At 61.3% G+C, this 18731-nt stretch carries 19 protein-coding genes; 9 read left to right on the top strand and 10 right to left on the bottom strand.

Features of this window, described 5'->3' with window-relative positions; all coding sequences use genetic code 11:
* Positions 1–21 precede the first annotated feature (21 nt).
* The 3 genes from NQL71_RS20895 to NQL71_RS20885 all read right to left on the bottom strand — a co-directional run bounded on the left by NQL71_RS20895 (position 22) and on the right by NQL71_RS20885 (position 2912).
* Positions 22–1104, bottom strand: coding sequence for a bifunctional transcriptional activator/DNA repair enzyme AdaA (locus tag NQL71_RS20895; RefSeq protein ID WP_046815643.1), 1083 nt, complete (start codon positions 1102–1104; stop codon positions 22–24).
* A 200-nt stretch (positions 1105–1304) separates the two neighbouring features.
* Positions 1305–1925, bottom strand: coding sequence for a LysE family translocator (locus tag NQL71_RS20890; RefSeq protein WP_046815644.1), 621 nt, complete (start codon positions 1923–1925; stop codon positions 1305–1307).
* 90 nt (positions 1926–2015) lie between these two features.
* On the bottom strand, positions 2016–2912 hold the full coding sequence (locus NQL71_RS20885; RefSeq protein ID WP_077183803.1) for a DMT family transporter: 897 nt from the start codon (positions 2910–2912) through the stop codon (positions 2016–2018).
* Between the two features lie 89 nt (positions 2913–3001).
* On the opposite strand from NQL71_RS20885, the gene NQL71_RS20880 reads away from it, so the two are divergent.
* Both NQL71_RS20880 and NQL71_RS20875 read left to right on the top strand, forming a co-directional pair.
* Positions 3002–4333, top strand: a complete 1332-nt coding sequence (locus tag NQL71_RS20880) for an aminotransferase-like domain-containing protein (protein ID WP_166620029.1) — start codon at positions 3002–3004, stop codon at positions 4331–4333.
* Positions 4334–4414: 81 nt separating this feature from the next.
* Complete coding sequence (locus NQL71_RS20875; RefSeq protein WP_046815647.1) at positions 4415–5002, top strand: LysE family translocator; 588 nt, start codon at positions 4415–4417, stop codon at positions 5000–5002.
* Positions 5003–5029: 27 nt separating this feature from the next.
* Here the strand turns inward: NQL71_RS20875 and NQL71_RS20870 are convergent, their stop codons facing one another.
* Both NQL71_RS20870 and NQL71_RS20865 read right to left on the bottom strand, forming a co-directional pair.
* Positions 5030–5863, bottom strand: coding sequence for a helix-turn-helix transcriptional regulator (locus tag NQL71_RS20870; protein ID WP_248687742.1), 834 nt, complete (start codon positions 5861–5863; stop codon positions 5030–5032).
* A 31-nt stretch (positions 5864–5894) separates the two neighbouring features.
* Positions 5895–6398, bottom strand: coding sequence for a VOC family protein (locus NQL71_RS20865; protein ID WP_274643196.1), 504 nt, complete (start codon positions 6396–6398; stop codon positions 5895–5897).
* A 265-nt stretch (positions 6399–6663) separates the two neighbouring features.
* On the opposite strand from NQL71_RS20865, the gene NQL71_RS20860 reads away from it, so the two are divergent.
* The 6 genes from NQL71_RS20860 (at position 6664) to NQL71_RS20835 (ending at position 12309) form a co-directional block, all read left to right on the top strand.
* Positions 6664–6912 carry a hypothetical protein gene (locus NQL71_RS20860; RefSeq protein WP_046815650.1) on the top strand — a complete coding sequence of 83 codons (249 nt, stop codon included), beginning with the start codon at positions 6664–6666 and terminating at the stop codon, positions 6910–6912.
* A complete protein-coding gene (locus tag NQL71_RS20855; RefSeq protein ID WP_077183894.1) occupies positions 6912–8066 on the top strand; it encodes an NnrS family protein in 1155 nt (384 codons plus the stop codon). Before NQL71_RS20860 ends, NQL71_RS20855 begins: the two co-directional genes overlap by 1 nt.
* Before the next feature lie 371 nt (positions 8067–8437).
* On the top strand, positions 8438–8893 hold the full coding sequence (locus NQL71_RS20850; protein WP_166620175.1) for a (2Fe-2S)-binding protein: 456 nt from the start codon (positions 8438–8440) through the stop codon (positions 8891–8893).
* 5 nt (positions 8894–8898) lie between these two features.
* Positions 8899–11067 (top strand): xanthine dehydrogenase family protein molybdopterin-binding subunit, encoded by a 2169-nt coding sequence (locus tag NQL71_RS20845; RefSeq protein ID WP_274643195.1) that lies wholly within the window; start codon positions 8899–8901, stop codon positions 11065–11067.
* 13 nt (positions 11068–11080) lie between these two features.
* A complete protein-coding gene (locus tag NQL71_RS20840; protein WP_274643194.1) occupies positions 11081–11662 on the top strand; it encodes a hypothetical protein in 582 nt (193 codons plus the stop codon).
* A gap of 74 nt (positions 11663–11736) precedes the next feature.
* A complete protein-coding gene (locus tag NQL71_RS20835) occupies positions 11737–12309 on the top strand; it encodes a GGDEF domain-containing protein (protein ID WP_274643193.1) in 573 nt (190 codons plus the stop codon).
* 35 nt (positions 12310–12344) lie between these two features.
* Here NQL71_RS20835 and NQL71_RS20830 read toward each other — a convergent pair whose 3' ends face one another.
* Positions 12345–12770 (bottom strand): VOC family protein, encoded by a 426-nt coding sequence (locus NQL71_RS20830; protein WP_046818044.1) that lies wholly within the window; start codon positions 12768–12770, stop codon positions 12345–12347.
* Between the two features lie 405 nt (positions 12771–13175).
* Between NQL71_RS20830 and NQL71_RS20825 the strand changes: the two genes are divergently transcribed.
* Positions 13176–14114 (top strand): hypothetical protein, encoded by a 939-nt coding sequence (locus tag NQL71_RS20825; protein WP_274643192.1) that lies wholly within the window; start codon positions 13176–13178, stop codon positions 14112–14114.
* Positions 14115–14205: 91 nt separating this feature from the next.
* Here the strand turns inward: NQL71_RS20825 and fabI are convergent, their stop codons facing one another.
* Genes fabI through NQL71_RS20805 form a run of 4 tightly spaced genes read right to left on the bottom strand, consistent with a single transcriptional unit; the run spans position 14206 to position 18727 of the window.
* A complete protein-coding gene (gene fabI / locus NQL71_RS20820; RefSeq protein ID WP_025213267.1) occupies positions 14206–15000 on the bottom strand; it encodes an enoyl-ACP reductase FabI in 795 nt (264 codons plus the stop codon).
* 20 nt (positions 15001–15020) lie between these two features.
* Positions 15021–16631 (bottom strand): ABC transporter ATP-binding protein, encoded by a 1611-nt coding sequence (locus NQL71_RS20815; protein ID WP_046818046.1) that lies wholly within the window; start codon positions 16629–16631, stop codon positions 15021–15023.
* Position 16632: 1 nt separating this feature from the next.
* Positions 16633–17652 (bottom strand): ABC transporter permease, encoded by a 1020-nt coding sequence (locus NQL71_RS20810; protein ID WP_274643191.1) that lies wholly within the window; start codon positions 17650–17652, stop codon positions 16633–16635.
* 1 nt (position 17653) lies between these two features.
* The gene (locus NQL71_RS20805; protein WP_046818048.1) at positions 17654–18727 is read right to left on the bottom strand and encodes a microcin C ABC transporter permease YejB; all 1074 of its coding nucleotides are present in this window, start codon (positions 18725–18727) and stop codon (positions 17654–17656) included.
* Between the last annotated feature and the right edge of the window lie 4 nt (positions 18728–18731).

Raw genomic sequence — 18731 nt, 5'->3', positions numbered from 1 at the left:
GCTGCCGAATGCAGCCTGTGATCAAAAGGCCAATTGCTCGGTGATCTGCACCGCCGCGTTTTCCAACCTGAGCAGGAATGCCTTGCGCGGCTGGCCTCCAGCGTAACCGGTCAGCGAGCCATCGGCACCGATCACCCGATGGCAGGGCACGACAATCGAGAGGCGGTTGTGACCGTTGGCCAGGCCGACGGCGCGGCTGGCGCCGGGTTTGCCCAAGGTGGCGGCAAGCGCGCCGTAGGTGGTGGTCCGGCCGTAGGGGATGTGTGCCAGCTCGGCCCAGACCTGGCGGGAAAACTCGCTGCCGGGCATGTGCAGGGGGACGCTGAATTGCGTGCGCTCGCCAGCGAAATACTCGGCCAGCTGTGTCTCGATGTGCTGCAAATGCCCATTGTGTCCTGGCGCCACGGCATACCCATGGCGGTTTTGCAGGGTCTGCACCTCGCGGGTCAGCGAAGGCTGGTCGAGAAACTCCAGAAGCACCAGCCCACGACGCTCGGCCATGGCGATCATCGGCCCCAGCGGCGTCGTCAACCGGGTGAACAGCAGTGGCTCACTGTTGGCGGCGCGTCCCGGTGTGATGTGGAAAGACTTTTGAAACGCATCGCGAAAGCCGCTCAGGGATTCGTAGCCGGAATCGAACGCTGCACTGTCGATCGACTCGCCCTGTTTGATGCCGCCCAATGCCATGCCCAGGCGTCGGGTGCGCAGCCAGGCATGGAAGGTCATGCCGAAATGCTGTTTGAACCAGCGGCGCAGTTTCAGTGGTTCGATGCCTTTGGCCTGCAATTGGGCGTCGCTCCAGCGAATGTCCGGTTCAAGCTCTACTGATTTCAGCAGTTTCTGTACCCAGTCCGGTGCAATCGCGGCGGCATCCAAAGGCTTGCATCGCAGGCAGGCTCGGTAGCCCGCCGCCAGGCATTCGTCGGCGTGGGCGAAGAACTCGACGTTCTCGGGTTTCGGGCTGCGTGCGGTGCAACCCGGGCGGCAGAAGATCCCGGTGGTCTTGACCGCGGTAAAGAACACCCCTTCGTAAGTGGTGTCTCGTTCGAGCATGGCGCGGACCATCTCGGCGTGGGGCGGAAGCAGCGTGTGTTGTAGGTTCATGGACGCAGCATAGAACGGCACAGGGACCGTCTCCACCGAAAAATGAACAGAGAATTCCGCTCCCGGCGCTGACCCGCGGCAGCTCCTGCAAGGCCTTGCGATCCGTCAGCTGTTCCAGCATATCCGCCGGGAATTGTCCGGCGTTCCTCGGGGCCGAACTCGCGGCGGGGCGCGGGTGGCCGAACATGAGCGGTCGTTAATCAGGCCCGACGGGCCATCAGCAACACTGAAGCCGCCGCCGACAACAAGCCCGCGCAGCAGCGATTGAACAACCGCTTGCCCGAAGGCTTGGCAAACCAGCGGCGCATGTGCAGGCCCATGTAAGCGTAGGCGCCGATGGCAATCCATTCCAGGATCAGGAACAGTGCGCCCAACACGGCGAATTGTGGCGTGATCGCGCGGGTCGGATCGACGAATTGCGGCAGGAACGCGGTGAAGATCAGGATCGCCTTCGGGTTGCCCGCCGCCACCAGGAACTCCTGCCGGGCCAACGCCAGCATGCCCGCCGGCGGGGTGGTCACCGCGGTTTCTGCGCCGGGGTTGGCACGCCACAGTTGCCAGGCGAGATAAAACAGGTACGCCGCACCGACGATCTTGATCCCGTAGAACAGCAGTTCCGAAGTTTGCAGCACCACCGCCAGACCCGCCGAGGCGAGGGCGATCATCCCGGCGAACGCCAGCAGGCGACCGACGCCGGCCAGGCACGCGGTGCGGTAGCCATAGCGGGTCGAGTTACTGACCGACAGCAGGTTGTTCGGGCCCGGCGCCATGTTCAGGGCGAAGCAGGCCGGAAGGAAAAGGGTGAGGGTGGTGAGGTCCATGATCGGCTCCAGCAGCAGGAGCGATATTTCTATCACAGCTGCCGGTGGGCTTGACCCGTACAGTCATGGACGCAGGCGGCAGAGCAGTGCCTAGCGCGCGAACTTTTTCGCCCCGGCCACACACAGGATCACGGCCAGCGTGACGCCGAGCATGCCCAGGCTGACGTGTTCATGCAGCAAGGTAGCGGCCAGTGCCAGGCCAAAAAATGGCTGCAGCAGTTGCAGCTGCCCGACCGCGGCGATCCCGCCCTGGGCCAGCCCGCGATACCAGAACACAAAACCGATCAGCATGCTGAACAGCGACACATACGCCAGGCTGAACCAGGCCGGTGTGCTGATGTTGGCGAACGAGGCCGGCAGTCGCCAAAGGGTCAATGCAGCCATGACCGGCAGGGCCAGCACCAGCGCCCAGCAAATCACCTGCCAGCCACCCAGTGTACGGGACAACTTCGCGCCCTCGGCATAACCTAGCCCGCAGGCCAGGATCGCCAGCAGCATCAGGATGTCACCCTGGGGTGAAGCCGTCAGGCCCTGGGCGACGGCGAACCCAACCACCAACAGGCTGCCCAGCACCGAGAAGAACCAGAACACCGGCCGTGGGCGCTCACCACCGCGCAAGACGCCAAACACTGCGGTCGCGAGCGGCAGCAGGCCGACGAACACGATGGAGTGCGCGGACGTGACGTATTGCAGCGCCAGCGCGGTTAACAGCGGAAAGCCCACCACCACGCCCAGCGCCACGATCAACAAGGGCACGAGCTGGTTACGCGCGGGGCGTTTTTCCTTGAACAGCAACAGCAGGCACAGGCCCAGGGTCGCCGCGAGGGTGGCGCGGGCTACCGTCAGGAATACCGGGTCGAATTCCAGCACGGCCACCCGCGTCGCAGGCAGCGAACCACTGAAAATCACCACGCCGATCAGGCCATTGATCCAGCCGCGGGTGCTGCTTTCCAGCGCCGTGTCTTGCAAGTTAGAAGTCCGTTCCATTTGGCTCATGCTCATTGTCTGGTTGCACTGAAGCCATCGTATGGTCGACTATCGGGACAATCAAAAAATTGTCATGGATACATCTCGACATGCCTCGTTCCCGCTACAAGACGCTGGTGGATGCATTTGCCGCCGATATCCGCACCGGGCGTTTGTTGCCTGGTACGCGCCTGCCGACTCACCGCCAGCTTGCTACAGAGAACGGATTGGCCTTGGTCACGGCCAGCCGGGTGTATGCCGAGCTCGAGGGGATGGGGCTGGTCAGTGGCGAAACCGGGCGCGGGACTTTTGTCCGGGAAACATCGCTGCCGCCGGGCCAGGGCATTTCGCAGTCGGTGGTGGCGGCGGGGATGATCGACCTCAACTTCAACTACCCGTCGTTGCCAGGTCAGGCTGACCTGTTGCGCAATGCCTTGCGCCAACTCGCGTTGTCCGGCGACCTTGAGGCACTCCTGCGTTACCAGCCCCATGCCGGGCGCCTGCATGAGCGGGCTGCGTTCGCGCGTCATCTGGCCGAGCGCGGCCTGAATCTGCCGGCCGAGCAGGTGTTGATCGTCAGTGGTGCCCAGCATGGCCTGGCGGTGGTGATGATGACCCTGCTCAAACCCGGCGATGTGATTGCCGCGGACGCCTTGACCTATCCGGGTTTCAAGACGCTGGCCGAAACCCTGCATCTTGAGGTCCTGCCCATTCCCGTCACGGACAAGGGGCCTGATTTGCCAGCCCTGGAGAAACTGTGCCGGCTTCGCCCGGTGCGAGCCGTCTACTCGATGCCGACCTTGCACAATCCGTTGGGCTGGGTGCTGGACGCCGATCAGCGCCAGCAATTGGTGGCGATTGCACGCCGCCATGACCTGACGATCATCGAGGACGCGGCCTACGCTTTCCTGGCCGAAAATGCACCGCCACCTTTGGCTGAAATGGCGCCGGAAAGAACCGTGTACGTCAGCGGTTTATCCAAGAATGTCGCCACCGGCTTGCGCGTCGGCTTTGTTGCCGCCCCGACGCAATGGATGGCCGGATTCGAGCGGACGATCATGGCAACCACCTGGAACACTCCCGGGGTGATGACGGCCATTGCCACGGCCTGGCTTGACGATGGCACTGTCAGCAAGCTCGAGGCGCAAAAACGCGTGGATGCCCAATCTCGGCAAGCCTTGGCCCGTGAGGTGCTGGTGGGGCTCAAGACCATCAGCCATCCTTCATCGTATTTCATCTGGCTGCCCTTGGCCGAAGACGCGCGGGCCGACCAGATCGCCATGGCGTTGATGCGCGAGCAGGTGTCGGTGTCGCCTGCCGAACCCTTTGCGATCACCCATCATGTCCCCCACGCGATACGCCTGGCGCTGGGCTCGGTGGACATGGTCGCACTGCGCCAGGCGTTGGTGAAGGTGAAGAAGGTGGTCGAGTATTACTCATAGCCCAGGGCAGTTTTCTTCAATACGTGCAGCCCGGGGTTCCTTACATTGGCGCCTGGTTCAATTGACTGAGCAGGTGTGCAAATGAGTTTGATCATGTCCATGGCGGCGTTTGCGTTGGCCGCTTCCATCACGCCGGGGCCGGTGAATATCGTGGCCCTGGGTTCCGGAGCACGCTTCGGATTTCGCGCCAGTCAGCGCCATGTGGCCGGGGCGACGTTGGGGTTCGTGTTACTGCTTGTGCTGATGGGGCTGGGGTTGCATGAGCTGTTGCTGCTGTGGCCGGCAATGACCCAGGTGGTGCAGTGGGCGGGGGTGGCGTTCCTGTTGTACATGGCGTTCAAGCTGGCCGCTGACGATGGGCAACTGCAGGCAAAGGACGCGGAGCGCGCACCGTCGATGCTCTACGGCGCGGTGATGCAATGGCTCAACCCGAAAGCCTGGCTGGCCTGCGTGGCCGGCATGGGCGCGTTCGTCGCCGACGGCGAGGCCCGCCTGGTATGGCAGTTCGCGGCGGTGTACCTGGTGATCTGCTACCTGTCGGTGGGTTGCTGGGCCTACGCCGGCACGTTCTTGCGCGGCTACCTGAACAACCCGGCGGGCATGCGCTGGTTCAATCGGGGCATGGCGTCGCTGCTGGCGGTGAGTGCGGTGTATTTGTTGGTGCCGTAGGAGCCGGCCGGAAGATAGCAGTGTGGCTTAACCGCGATACTGCCCTGGCGTTGCCGCCAGATGCTGCTTGAACGCCCGTTGAAAATGCGCCTGATCGGCAAACCCCGCTTCCAGCGCCACGTCGGCGATCAGCTTGCCATTGCGCAATTGATCCCGGGCGAACTGGATGCGCCGGTTGACCAGGAAGGCGTGGGGCGTCATGCCGTAATGCTGCTTGAAGGCGCGGATCAGGTAGGACGACGACAACTGCGCTGCTTCGCAGATGTCTTCGAGCTTGAGCATTTGCGTGCAGTGCTCGCGGATGAAATCGGCGGCGCGCTCGAGCTTGAAGTTGGGCTCGCGAAGCGGTTGTTCGGCCGGGTTCAGTCCAAGCTGCACCTCGGTGAAAAACTCCACCGCGGCGCTCTGCTTGTGCAATACGTCTTGCTGCCCATCGACCAGCACCTGATACAACGCCTTCAAGCCAACGAACAGATCAGGGGCCGCGGTATGGGTGACCGCGAACCGGCGAAACGCCAGGTCGTTACTGAACCCGAGCTGATGCTGCAAGTCGGTGAGCCAGGCGGTGTCGACATACAGCATCAGGTACGACCAGGGCTGATCGTCGATCGGATTGCAGGCGTGGACATCACCGGGGTTCATCAGCACCACCGTGCCGGCACACACCTCGAAGTGCGAGTGCTCATGGACATAGGTGCTGCGCCCGGCGGTGATCGCACCGATGGAAAAGTGCTCGTGGGCATGCCGGGTGTAACAGACCTCGCGCCCGTCGGCGATGGAGCGGGCTTCGATGAAAGGCAGGGCGTCATCGCGCCAGAAGCGCGGGGCCTTGTCGGTGTCCCTGGGCGTTGCGAACTTCATGGTCAATCCTTGGCTGGTCAGCCACAGTGTATTAGCTCTCGCCGTTGAAGGCTCGTTGCAGTTCGGCGATATCAAGTTTTTTCATGTGCATCATCGCCAGCATGGCGCGCTGGGATTTTATCGTGTCGGGGTCCTTGATCATCTCCATCATCGCTACCGGGACGATTTGCCAGGACACGCCGAATTTATCCTTCAACCAGCCGCATTGCTGGGCCTCGACCGGCCCGCCGGCGGACAGGCGTCCCCAGAAGTGGTCGACTTCTTCCTGGGTCTGGCAGTTGACCTGGAACGAGATCGCTTCGTTGAAGGTGAAGTTCGGGCCACCGTTAAGACCCGTGAACGTCTGCCCATCGAGTTCGAAACTGACCGTCATGACCGAACCGACTTCCCGGCCGTGGAACTCCTTCCCGGCATCGCCGTAGTGAGTGATGGCGGTGATTTTCGCGTGATCGAAGATCGCACAGTAAAACTTTGCGGCCTCTTCGGCCTGACCATCGAACCAGAGGCAAGGTGTGAGTTTTTGCATATGTAGCATGGCGGGTCTCCTTGGCAGGTTTTGGCATGCTGGACTATCAGCGTAGCTAGCCTGAGGCAGTCTGGCCGTGCCGTAGATCGCCGAGTGTGTAAGGATTTCCTGCAGGGTGTTGTCGAAGTGACTGCCTTGTGGGTCATATTGACTCTGTTGGGTGCGAGTCGTTATGACCCGTACAGGCTCAGATGGCTGATTTGCAAGGGGCAAATATCTGGCACGACACTTGATACAGCCAACGTACAACTGAACTGCTTCAGGAGTACGGGAAATGTTCCACTTCTTCTGCAATCCCCAGAAAGTCTTGCACCTTTCCACTCGCGTGCTCGGCGTTGGCCTGGCGATGTTGCTCGCAGGCATCTACGGCGCCTACCTGTATGCCGGTTATCTGTCGATCATGGCGCTGGTGTCGTTGCACGCCATGACCATCGTCGGGCCGACCCTGTTGAAGATCGGCTACGTCATGCGCCTGCTGGCCCAGCACCGGTTGAGTAAACCTCAACGTGTGGCGCTGGCATGATGCGCAAACTGGCTGCTGCTCCGGTCTTCAGTCTCGGCTTTCGCCCGTTCTTTCTCGCGGGTGCCGCGTTTGCCGCTGTGGCGGTGGCGATCTGGGCCCTGTGGTTATACGGCCGCTTGCCCGGCGCGCATCCGGTGGGCGGCATGCTCGCCTGGCACCGGCACGAAATGCCGTTCGGGTTCGCCGCGGCCATCATCGCCGGCTTCCTGCTGACGGCGGTGCCGAACTGGACCGCTCGCCCGGGGCTCAAGGGCTGGCCGCTGATCGGGCTGGTGCTGGTCTGGCTGCTCGCGCGACTGGCCTGGGTGCTGCCGATAGCTCCTGCAGGGTTGCTGCTTGTGCAGTTGCCTTTTTTGCCGTTGCTGGCCTGGGCGCTGGGGCGTGACCTGGTGGCCGCTGGCAAGCGCGACAACTATCCGATCCTGCTGATGATCACCTTGCTGGCCGGCTGCCAGGTCATGACGTTGTGGGGACTCTGGGCCGATGACGCGGGTTTGCAGCGGCGTGGTGTGTTGGCGGCCTTGTGGCTGGTCGGCGCGCTGATGAGCGTGATTGGCGGGCGAGTAATCCCGTTCTTCATCCAGCGCGGCTTGAATCGTTCCGCAACGCCTGCGGCCAATCCATTGCCCACCCGGGTGCTGCTGGTGAGCGGGTTGCTGGCCGCGCTGACGTTTGCCGCCGGTTTGAATGACCAGCCCAGACCCTGGCTGGCGGCGTTGTTTGTGTTGATCGGCAGTCTGCACCTGCTACGCCTCTGGCGCTGGCATGACCGCGGCCTCTGGCGCGTGCCGCTGTTGTGGTCGCTTTATCTGTCGTATACCTGGCTGGTGGTGGCGGTGTTTGCCATGGCGCTGTGGCACGCCGGCCTGATGCCACAACAGAGCCTGGCCACCCACTCGCTGGCGGTGGGCGGCATTGGCGGGTTGATTCTGGCGATGATCGCCCGGGTGAGTCTTGGGCATACCGGTCGGGTGCTGCAGCCGTCGAAAGCCATCGTCACGGGGTTTGCCCTGGTGTTGATCGCAGGGGGGGCGCGGGTGTTGCTGGTGCCGTTCTCCGGATTGGGGGTGGGGGTGTCGGCGTTGTTTTGGTGTGTTGCGTTTGGGTTGTTTCTGGTGGGCTACACCTCAATTTTGCTAAGGCCCCGGGTGTAGGAGCCCGCGGCCCCATTGTCGGAACGCCGCCCGCAGCAAGCCGGCTCCTACACTATGTTGCGCAGGGCGTTGAACCCGTGGTCGCCTCGGACCTGTAGGAGCCGGCTTGCCGGCGAAGGCGTCCTCGAATATTGCACCGGGCTTTCTGGCCTCTTCGCTGGCAAGCCAGCTCCTACAGTGGATCGGGGGCGGCGGCGAGAGATGGACGCCTTTATCGGCAAATCGGGCGGGTTTAGTGACCGGTGGTCGATACACCCCGGCCTGCCTGGCAATTTGCGCTTAGCTGTAGGGATAACCCCAAGGCGCGCGTAGGTTCTTGATCGCCACAGCGGCGCCCACTTCAGGACCCCGTGCGTCTGAGGACCTTCGCAATGCTGACCCTGAACATCAATGGCAAGGACCAGGAGCTGGATGTCCCCGCGGACATGCCGCTGCTCTGGGTCCTGCGCGATGTCGCGCACCTGACCGGCACCAAGTTTGGCTGTGGCATGGCCCAGTGCGGTGCCTGCACTGTGCACATCGACGGCACGCCTTCGCGCTCCTGTATCACGCCCGCCACGGCCGTGGCCCATGGGCAGAAAATCCTCACCATCGAAGGCCTGTCTACCGATGGTTCGCACCCGGTGCAGCAGGCCTGGGCCGAACTCGACGTGGTGCAGTGCGGTTACTGCCAGTCCGGGCAGATCATGTCGGCGGCGGCCTTGTTGGCGAAGATTCCGCAACCGACCGACAGCGATATCGACCAGGCGCTGTCAGGCAATATCTGTCGTTGCGGCACCTATCCAAGAATCCGCGCCGCGGTCAAGCGCGCGGCCCAACTGGGTTGATGGCCATGAACAGCATCGATCCGCTGTCGCGTCGTGGTTTTCTCAAGGGCAGTGCCGTGCTGGGCGGCGGGCTGGTGGTGGCGTTTGTCATCCCCGGGGCCCATCGTTTTGCCCTGGGCGCGGAGAACCAGGGCAATGTGTTCGCCCCCAATGCCTTCCTGCGCATCGGCAATGACAACAGCGTCACGGTGTTGCTCGGCCATTCGGAAATGGGCCAGGGCATCTGGACCGGCTTGACCATGCTGATCGCCGAAGAACTGGACGCCGACTGGTCGAAAATCCGCGTCGAACACGCACCGGCGTCGGCCACCGATTACGGCCTGGCGGGCTTCGGCGGCATGCAGATCACCGGTGGCTCGACCTCGACCTGGATGGAGTTCGACCGTTATCGCCAGGCCGGTGCAGCGGCACGCTTGCTGCTGGTCGAGGCCGCGGCCAAGCGCTTCAACGTCGCGCCCTCGGCGATTCGCACCGAGTCGGGGGTGGTGATTGCCGGCGACCAGCACGCCACCTATGGCGAACTGGCCGATGACGCCGGCAAGCTGCCAGTGCCGGACCCGGCGTCGATCAAGCTCAAGGAAGCCAAGGACTGGAAGATCATCGGCAAACCCACCAAGCGCCTGGATACCCCGGAGAAAATCACCGGTCGCGCCAAATTCGGCATGGACGTGCAGTTCGACGGCCTGATGACCGCGATGGTCGCTCGCTCGCCCGTGTTCGGCGGCAGCGTCAAATCCTTTGAAGGCGCCGAGGCGCTGGCGATACCCGGCGTGCACAAAGTGGTGCAGGTGCCGACCGGCGTGGCGGTGATCGCCGATCACTATTGGGCGGCGAAACTGGGGCGCGATGCGCTGCACGTCGAGTGGGACCTGGGGCCGAACAGCGGGCTCGACAGTGAGCAATTGCTCGAGGAATTTCGCAAGCTCGCCGCCACGCCCGGGCTGCCCGCCAGCCAGGCCGGCGATGCCCAGGCTGCGCTGGCCAAGGCGACCAGGACAATCGACGTCGAGTACAGCGTGCCTTACCTGGCCCATGCGCCAATGGAACCGCTCAACTGCACCGTGAGCATCACCCAGGACAAATGCGAGATCTGGACCGGTACGCAGTTTCAGACCCTGGACCAGATGATCGCCGGCAAGATCACCGGGCTCAAACCCGAGCAGGTGCAGATCCATACCGAGTTCCTCGGCGGCGGTTTCGGCCGGCGAGCCAACCCGACTTCAGACTTCGTCGCCGAAGCGGTGCAGGTCGCCAAAGCCGCGGGCGGGCCGGTGAAAACCGTGTGGGCACGGGAGGATGACATCCGTGGCGGCTATTACCGCTCGGCGTTCCTGCACCAGGCGCGAGTCGGCCTGGGCGCTGATGGCCTGCCGCTGGCGTGGAAGCACGTGCTGGTCGGACAATCGATCATGGCCGGCACCTCGCTCGAAGCCGCCATGGTCAAGAACGGCATCGACAAGACGTCCGTGGAGGGCGTAGCGGACAGTCCCTATCTGCAGGGAATGGCCAATCATCAGGTGGAACTGCATTCGCCCAAGACCGGGATCAGCGTGTTGTGGCTGCGTTCGGTGGGGCATACCCACACCGCCTTCGTCATGGAATCGCTGATCGACGAGCTGGCCGCGGCGGCAGGCAAGGACCCGGTGGAATATCGACGGACCTTGCTCAAGGCGCATCCGCGGCATCTTGGCGTGTTGAACCTGGCGGTCGAGAAGGCTAACTGGAAAGCGCCATTGCCGGACGGCCATGCCCTGGGCGTGGCGGTGCATGAGTCATTTGGCAGCTATGTGGCGCAGGTCGCCGAAGTTTCCCAGGACAACCTGGCGATCCGTGTGCATCGGGTGGTGTGTGCGGTGGACTGCGGGATTGCGGTCAATCCGCAGAGCATCGCGGCGCAAATGGAGTCGTGCATCACCTTCGGCCTGGGCTTCACCTTGCACAGCAAACTGACGATCAAGGACGGCAGGGTGGTGCAATCCAACTACCACGATTACCAGGTGCTGCGGCTCAACGAGATGCCGTTGGTTGAAGTGCATATCCTGCCCAGCAGCGAGAAACCCGGCGGCATCGGTGAGGTGGGCGTGCCGCCTACGGCGCCGGCAGTGGCCAACGCGGTGTACGCCCTGACCGGCCAGCGTCTGCGTGAGCTGCCGCTGCAATTGTCGGGGGTGTGAGATGAAAAGCGAGATGAGGCGACATCATTGGGTGCTCGGTTCAGTCCTGCTGATCTGCCTGTTCATCTATGCGACAGAGCTCTTCGCCGAAGACCGGGAAGCCTTGAAGGCGTTCGATACTGTTCAGAAAGTCTTCCAGAGCCCGCGTTGCCAGAATTGCCACATTCCCGGCGACGCGCCGTTGCAGTTCAATGCCGGCATACCCCACGCGATGAACGTCGTGCGTGGCATGGACGGCAAGGGCGCGGCGGGTCTGCCTTGCGCCAGTTGCCATGCCGAGGCCAACCCTCCGGCCAGTTACGGCGCCAATGCGCCGCCGGGTGCTCCCCATTGGGGCCTGCCACCGGCGGCGCACAAAATGGCCTGGATCGGCCTGCCACCGGACATGTTGTGCAGCATGATCAAGGATCGTGCGGGCAATGGCGACCGCGATTTCGCCGCGCTGATCAAGCATGTCAGCGAGGACAAGCTGGTGCTGTGGGGCTGGAATCCGGGCGGTAATCGCGCACCGGTGCCGGTTCCCCACGACATTTTTGTAACCCAATTCAAGCTCTGGGCGGACGCCGGTGGGCCGTGCCCGGTGGCGGGTAGCTGACCAACGGCCCGTAAACAGGGAGTCAAACCCGGTATCGAGGACTCTAAACAACATACCCACCCATGGAGTATGTGATGCTGATTTCAGGCAAACCGCACAAACCAGGTGTACGTGCAGGGACGCCACAACAGGAGCGCGAGCTGCTGCGCGATCTCGCCCGCAAGGCCGAGCAGGAGCTGATCGGGGTGCAGATGGCGAGCATGGACGAGATGACGCTGCTGCCCAACCGGCACGGTTTCATCGCCCTGGCTCAATTGGGCCTGGAGGCCTGCAATGATCTGGGCAGACCGGCGACGCTGCTGTTCTTCAATCTCGACGAGTTCAAGCGCATCAATTACCTTTTTGGTCGCACCGAAGGTGACAAGGCACTGAAAACCTTTGCCGACGTGCTGCGTATTGGTTTTCGGGAAAGCGATGTGATCGGGCGGCTGGAGGGTGCAACCTTCGTGGCCTTGCTCACAGGCTCTGGCGGCGTGGACATCGCGACGGTCAAGGCGCGGCTTGAGGAAATGCTCGATGAACGCATGGCCACTGCGCATCGCGGGTATGAGATTCGTTTCAGTATCGGGCAGATCGAGCATGACCCGACAGTTCATGGTTCGGCTGAAGAGCTGCTGGTTGAGGTTGAAAAAGCGCTGGGTCATTAGTTCAGCGTTGATTGACGGGCCTATTGAGTCGCCACTCATTTGGCAAACAGCTGCCCAATATCCTTGAACGCCTTGAATTCCAGCGCATTCCCGCACGGATCGAACAGAAACATCGTCGCCTGTTCACCCACCAGCCCCTGAAAGCGAATCCCCGGCTCGATCACAAAACGCGTCTCCAATGCCTTCAGCCGCTCGGCCAACGCTTCCCACTCCGCCATCCCCAACACCACGCCGAAATGCGGCACAGGCACGTCATGACCGTCGACAGCGTTGGTGTGTGCCGCTTCTTGAGAGGCGTTTTTCGGCGCCAGGTGAATGACCAGCTGATGGCCGAAAAAGTTGAAATCGACCCAATGATCGCTGGAGCGACCTTCTTCGAGGCCGAACACATGGCCATAGAAATTCCGAGCGGCCGTCAGGTCGTAGACCGGGATGGCCAAGTGAAAAGGAGAGAGTTGCATCGGATGTGCCTCGACTGTGGATACAGACCGAGTTTAGCTCCGTGATTTTTGATTGAAAGACGATAATTCTTGCGTCGAGCTCAAACTATTTCTATCAACTGGAACCGTTATGCTACGGGAACTGAAAACCTTTATTCGTTATAGCCAGCGCACACAGCCGATCCAACAGCTGTTCGCGCAATGCCTGATACAAATGGATGGCTGAACACAAATACCAAATTTGTCCGAGTCCAATTTGAGACCGCAGACGAAGTGTGGCCGGTAAAGATACTAATACGGCGTATTGAGACACTAAAGTTGTCATTTTATACAGGTGCCAAACCAGCGCTACGTAGGCAATAGTCCTTCATGTAACCACGCCCGATCTTTTCTCCGTGATCCGTGAAGTTGTGGCAGAGACTGCTTGTGGAAAGAAGGAACCAACTTCCTGAAGGACTGGAACAACGGCTAAACAAGATCGCTCCACCTGATCCTGGACGGCGCAAGCCAGCCTTGACGAGATTTAACGAGAACGGTAGTCCTGATCTGGTTTTTGGTAACAAAATCCTGCCTGGAACAGATACCATTGTTGGACTCTCTGGTTGTTTGCAGGCAGACGCAAAGATATTGCTGCTGGTGAGTAGCTCGGTTAAGGCCGGTGATAAAAAAACCGTTCTTTATCGTCTGCTGCCTGATGGTGATTTCGATCTTGAGTTTGGTGGACAAGGATTCATCGACGTCCGCTTCGACGATCAGCTATCTCAAGGTCAAGCCGTGGCCATCAGTGCCGATGGTAAAATTCTGGTGGGTGGTAATGTCGAGCGAAAGGATCCTGACCAATTGAGCGCGGCGGTTGCCAGGTATTTCCCGGATGGACGTCTTGATCCATCTTTTGGGCGGTCAGGTATGTGGGAGTCGGAGAAGGATAGGACAATTCATAACATGATCGTTGACCAAGACGGTGTTACGGGTGTCGGCCATTACCTTTTGGCTGGGGAGGGGTATGTTGCGAGCATCTCCAGATTAACCCCCGATGGCGCTTGTTCGCCGACGTTCAATAAGGGCAAATCCCTCAACATCGATGTTCCCGCCGATGTTCCCCGCTACTTTGTGAGTTGCGAATCAGTATTAGTGCAATCCGATAAAAGTATTGTCGTTGGTGGTTGGGTGGGGTTTGAGACTTGGGCTTTCTGGTTGCGTATTTTGCCTGATGGTACTCCTGATCCGGCTTTTGGCAGCCAGGGGATTGTCGTTCACGATAGGCCATCCCTTCTCTATAACCTGCATCTGCAAAATGATCAGCAACGTGTGCTCGCTGCAGTTGTCGACACTCGCAGGCCTTATGTCCTTGGGATCCGGCTTTAATCGAGGAGCCCAGGAAGTATTTGGCGCTGTTGATATCACAGGCATTAAAAACCCGCCTGAAAAGGCGGGTTTTTTAGTGGCTAACCGAAGATCACTCTTCGAGGTTGCCCATGGCCGTGGTGTTGAAGCCACCGTCCACGTACATGATTTCGCCGCTGATGCCGGACGCCAGGTCCGAGCACAGGAAGGCGCCGGCGTTGCCGACTTCTTCGATGGTGACATTGCGACGCAGCGGGGTTTGCGCTTCGTTGGCGGCCAGCATCTTGCGGAAGTTCTTGATGCCGGAAGCGGCGAGGGTGCGGATCGGGCCGGCCGATACGCAGTTCACGCGGGTGCCGTCCGGGCCCAGGGAGCCGGCCAGGTAACGTACGCCAGCTTCCAGGGAAGCCTTGGCCATGCCCATCACGTTGTAGTTCGGCATGGTGCGCTCGGCGCCCAGGTACGACAGGGTCAGCAGGCTGCCGTTGCGGCCTTTCATCATTTCGCGGCCGGCCTTGGCCAGGGCCACGAAGCTGTAGGCGCTGATGTCGTGGGCAATGCGGAAACCTTCACGGGTGGTGGCTTCGGTGAAGTCGCCGTCCAGTTGGTCGCCCGGGGCGAAGCCTACGGAGTGCACGATGCAGTCCAGGCCGTCCCACTTCTTGCTCAGTGCTTCGAAGACCTTGGCGATTTCTTCATCGCTGGCCACGTCGCACGGGAAGCACAGCTCAGGGCTCGAGCCCCAGCCTTGGGCGAACTCTTCGACACGACCCTTGAGTTTGTCGTTCTGATAAGTGAAGGCAAGCTCAGCGCCCTCGCGATGCATGGCGGCAGCGATGCCGGATGCGATGGACAGCTTGCTGGCGACACCGACGATCAGTACGCGCTTACCGGCGAGAAAACCCATGTGTTGCTCCTCTTTTCAGGTTATTGCGCAGTGGCTGGTGCCAAAAAGGCGGCTTCCAGCAACTGCTGTGTATACGGATGTTGGGGGGCGGCAAAAATGCTTTGCGCGTCTCCCTGTTCGACCACTTGGCCATGCTTGACCACCATCAGCTGGTGGCTCAGCGCCTTGACGACAGCCAGGTCATGGCTGATGAACAGATACGTCAGGTTGTACTTGCTTTGCAGTGATCGCAACAGCTCGACCACTTGGCGTTGCACGGTGCGGTCGAGGGCCGAAGTCGGCTCGTCCAGCAGTATCAACGCCGGTTTTAGTACCAGTGCCCGGGCAATGGCGATTCTCTGCCGTTGCCCACCGGAAAATTCGTGGGGGTAGCGGTTCCGGGTTTCCGGGTCCAGGCCTACCTCCTTCAATGCTGCAATTATCGCCGCTTCCTGTTCCTCGGCGGTGCCCATCTTGTGGATCCGCAGGCCTTCGCCGACGATCTGGCTTACGCACATGCGCGGGCTCAGGCTGCCGAAGGGGTCCTGGAACACCACCTGCATCTGCCGCCGCAGCGGACGAACCTGCTGCTGCGTCAGGCAGTCTAGCTGCTTGCCTTCAAAACGGATGCCGCCTGTACTGCCGATCAACCGCAAGATCGCCAGGCCCAGCGTGGATTTACCGGAACCGCTTTCGCCCACAATCCCCAGGGTCTGGCCCTGGGGCAGGCTGAAATTGATGCCGTCTACCGCCTTGACGTGGTCCACGGTCTTTTTCAGCAAGCCTTTCTTGATCGGGAACCAGACTTTCAGGTCCTCGACCGCCAGCAAAGGCGGGCCGACGACATTGGTCGCGGGCTTGCCGCTGGGCTCCGCTGCCAGCAGTTCCCGAGTGTACGGGTGCTGCGGCGCGCGGAACAATTCTTCACACGATGCCTGTTCGACGATGCAACCGCGCTGCATGACACATACGCGATGCGCAATTCTTTTAACCAGGTTCAAATCGTGGCTGATCAGCAGCAATGCCATGCCCAGCCGGGCCTGCAGTTCCTTGAGCAATTCGAGGATTTTCAGCTGGACGGTCACGTCCAGCGCGGTGGTCGGCTCGTCGGCAATCAACAGTTCCGGCTCGTTGGCCAGGGCCATGGCGATCATCACCCGCTGGCGCTGGCCACCGGACAATTCGTGGGGCAGGGCCTTGAGACGTTTTTCCGGCTCGGGAATGCCGACCATCTCCAGCAGCTCCAGGGTGCGCTTGGTCGCGACTTTGCCGACCAGGCCCTTGTGGATGCCCAGCACCTCGTTGATCTGTTTCTCGATCGAGTGCAGTGGATTGAGCGAGGTCATCGGCTCCTGGAAGATCATCGCGATCCGGTTGCCACGGATGTGGCGGATGGTTTTTTCTTTCAGCTCCAGCAGGTTCTGCCCGGAATACTCGATGGTCCCCGACGGGTGCCGGGCGAGTGGGTAGGGCAGCAGGCGCAGGATCGAGTGCGCGGTCACCGATTTGCCGGAACCGCTTTCACCCACCAGCGCCAGGGTTTCGCCACGCTTGATGTCGAAGCTGACGCCTTCTACCACCCGCTGGCAACGCTCGCCAACGACAAATTCGACGGCCAGGTCGCGCACTTCGATCAGATTGTCCTGATTCATTTCACTTCCTCGGGTCGAAGGCATCGCGAGCGGACTCGCCGATGAACACCAGCAGACTCAACATCAACGCCAGCACGGCAAACGCGCTCATGCCCAGCCACGGCGCCTGCAGGTTGGATTTGCCCTGGGCCACCAGTTCACCCAGGGACGGGCTGCCGGCCGGCAAGCCGAAGCCGAGGAAGTCCAGGGCGGTCAGGGTGCCGATGGCGCCGGTCAGGATGAACGGCATGAAGGTCATGGTCGAGACCATGGCATTGGGCAGGATGTGGCGGAACATGATCGTGCCATTCTGCATGCCCAGCGCCCGGGCCGCACGTACGTATTCGAGGTTGCGCCCGCGCAGGAACTCGGCGCGCACCACGTCCACCAGGCTCATCCAGGAAAACAGCAGCATGATCCCCAGCAGCCACCAGAAGTTCGGCTGCACGAAACTGGCGAGGATGATCAGCAGGTACAGCACCGGCAAACCCGACCAGATCTCCAGGAAACGCTGCCCGGCCAGATCCACCCAACCCCCGTAGAAACCCTGCAGCGCCCCGGCAATCACACCGATCAGTGAGCTGAGCAGGGTCAGTGTCAGGGCGAACAACACGGAAACCCGGAAGCCGTAGATCACCCGGGCCAGCACATCGCGGCCCTGGTCATCGGTGCCCAGCAGATTGTCGGTCGAGGGTGGCGCGGGGGCTGGCACTTTCAGGTCGTAGTTGATGCTCTGGTAGCTGTAGGGAATCGGCGCCCAAAGCACCCAGGCGTCCTTGGCCTTGAGCAGTTCGCGGATATACGGGCTCTTGTAGTTGGCCTCCAGCGGGAATTCGCCGCCGAAGGTGGTCTCCGGGTAACGCTTGAGCGCCGGGAAGTACCAGCCGTTGTCGTAGTGCACCACCAACGGTTTGTCGTTGGCGATCAACTCGGCGCCGAGGCTGGCGCCGAACAGGATCAGGAACAGCCACAACGACCACCAGCCGCGTTTGTTGGCCTTGAACAGTTCGAAGCGCCGGCGATTGAGAGGGGACAGGTTCATCTCAATGCTCCCGGCTTTCGAAGTCGATGCGCGGATCGACAAAGGTGTAGGTGAGGTCGCCGATCAGCTTCACCACCAGCCCCAGCAGGGTGAAGATGAACAGCGTGCCAAAGACCACCGGGTAATCGCGGTTGATCGCCGCTTCGAAACTCATCAGGCCGAGGCCGTCGAGGGAGAAGATCACTTCCACCAGCAACGAGCCTGTGAAGAAGATGCCGATGAATGCCGAGGGGAACCCGGCGATCACCAGCAACATGGCGTTGCGAAACACGTGGCCATACAGCACGCGGTGATTGGTCAGGCCCTTGGCCTTGGCGGTGACCACGTATTGCTTGTTGATTTCATCGAGGAAGCTGTTCTTGGTCAGCAGGGTCATGGTCGCGAAGTTGCCGATCACCAGGGCAGTCACGGGCAGCGCCAGGTGCCAGAAGTAGTCGAGGATCTTGCCGCCCAGGCTCAACTCGTCGAAGTTGTTCGAGGTCAGCCCGCGCAACGGGAACCAGTCCAGGTAACTGCCGCCGGCAAACACCACGATCAGCAGGATGGCGAACAGGAACGCCGGGATCGCGTAGCCGACGATGATCGCCGAGCTGGTCCAGACGTCGAAGTGGCTGCCGTGCCGGGTGGCCTTGGCGATCCCCAGCGGGATCGACACCAGGTACATGATCAGGGTGCTCCACAGTCCGAGCGAGATCGACACCGGCATCTTCTCCTTGATCAAGTCGATCACCTTGGCATCGCGGAAGAAGCTGTCGCCGAAATCCAGGGAGGCATAGTTCTTGACCATGATCCAGAGGCGTTCCGGCGCCGATTTGTCGAAGCCGTACATGTGCTCGATTTCCTTGATCAGCGCCGGGTCCAGGCCTTGTGCACCACGATAGGCTGAGCCGGCCACCGACACCTCGGCACCGCCGCCGGCGATGCGGCTGGTGGCGCCTTCGAAGCCTTCGAGCTTGGCGATCATCTGTTCCACCGGGCCACCGGGGGCGGCCTGGATGATAACGAAGTTGATCAGCAAAATGCCGAACAGTGTCGGGATGATCAGCAGCAGTCGCCGAAAAATATACGCCAGCATCTGA

It is taken from the genome of Pseudomonas serbica (assembly GCF_028823535.1).
GTDB lineage: Bacteria > Pseudomonadota > Gammaproteobacteria > Pseudomonadales > Pseudomonadaceae > Aquipseudomonas > Aquipseudomonas serbica.
The sequence above is the reverse complement of the archived record's forward strand: the minus strand, read 5'-3'. Positions and strand labels throughout refer to the sequence as shown.

Excerpts from the sequence above, each read along its gene's own strand:
- NQL71_RS20895 (WP_046815643.1), bottom strand. The coding sequence starts at position 1,104 with ATGAACCTACAACACACGCTGCTTCCGCCCCACGCCGAGATGGTCCGC.
- NQL71_RS20890 (WP_046815644.1), bottom strand. The coding sequence starts at position 1,925 with ATGGACCTCACCACCCTCACCCTTTTCCTTCCGGCCTGCTTCGCCCTG.
- NQL71_RS20885 (WP_077183803.1), bottom strand. The coding sequence starts at position 2,912 with ATGGAACGGACTTCTAACTTGCAAGACACGGCGCTGGAAAGCAGCACC.
- NQL71_RS20880 (WP_166620029.1), top strand. The coding sequence starts at position 3,002 with ATGCCTCGTTCCCGCTACAAGACGCTGGTGGATGCATTTGCCGCCGAT.
- NQL71_RS20875 (WP_046815647.1), top strand. The coding sequence starts at position 4,415 with ATGAGTTTGATCATGTCCATGGCGGCGTTTGCGTTGGCCGCTTCCATC.
- NQL71_RS20870 (WP_248687742.1), bottom strand. The coding sequence starts at position 5,863 with ATGAAGTTCGCAACGCCCAGGGACACCGACAAGGCCCCGCGCTTCTGG.
- NQL71_RS20865 (WP_274643196.1), bottom strand. The coding sequence starts at position 6,398 with ATGCTACATATGCAAAAACTCACACCTTGCCTCTGGTTCGATGGTCAG.
- NQL71_RS20860 (WP_046815650.1), top strand. The coding sequence starts at position 6,664 with ATGTTCCACTTCTTCTGCAATCCCCAGAAAGTCTTGCACCTTTCCACT.
- NQL71_RS20855 (WP_077183894.1), top strand. The coding sequence starts at position 6,912 with ATGCGCAAACTGGCTGCTGCTCCGGTCTTCAGTCTCGGCTTTCGCCCG.
- NQL71_RS20850 (WP_166620175.1), top strand. The coding sequence starts at position 8,438 with ATGCTGACCCTGAACATCAATGGCAAGGACCAGGAGCTGGATGTCCCC.
- NQL71_RS20845 (WP_274643195.1), top strand. The coding sequence starts at position 8,899 with ATGAACAGCATCGATCCGCTGTCGCGTCGTGGTTTTCTCAAGGGCAGT.
- NQL71_RS20840 (WP_274643194.1), top strand. The coding sequence starts at position 11,081 with ATGAGGCGACATCATTGGGTGCTCGGTTCAGTCCTGCTGATCTGCCTG.
- NQL71_RS20835 (WP_274643193.1), top strand. The coding sequence starts at position 11,737 with ATGCTGATTTCAGGCAAACCGCACAAACCAGGTGTACGTGCAGGGACG.
- NQL71_RS20830 (WP_046818044.1), bottom strand. The coding sequence starts at position 12,770 with ATGCAACTCTCTCCTTTTCACTTGGCCATCCCGGTCTACGACCTGACG.
- fabI (WP_025213267.1), bottom strand. The coding sequence starts at position 15,000 with ATGGGTTTTCTCGCCGGTAAGCGCGTACTGATCGTCGGTGTCGCCAGC.
- NQL71_RS20815 (WP_046818046.1), bottom strand. The coding sequence starts at position 16,631 with ATGAATCAGGACAATCTGATCGAAGTGCGCGACCTGGCCGTCGAATTT.
- NQL71_RS20810 (WP_274643191.1), bottom strand. The coding sequence starts at position 17,652 with ATGAACCTGTCCCCTCTCAATCGCCGGCGCTTCGAACTGTTCAAGGCC.
- NQL71_RS20805 (WP_046818048.1), bottom strand. The coding sequence starts at position 18,727 with ATGCTGGCGTATATTTTTCGGCGACTGCTGCTGATCATCCCGACACTG.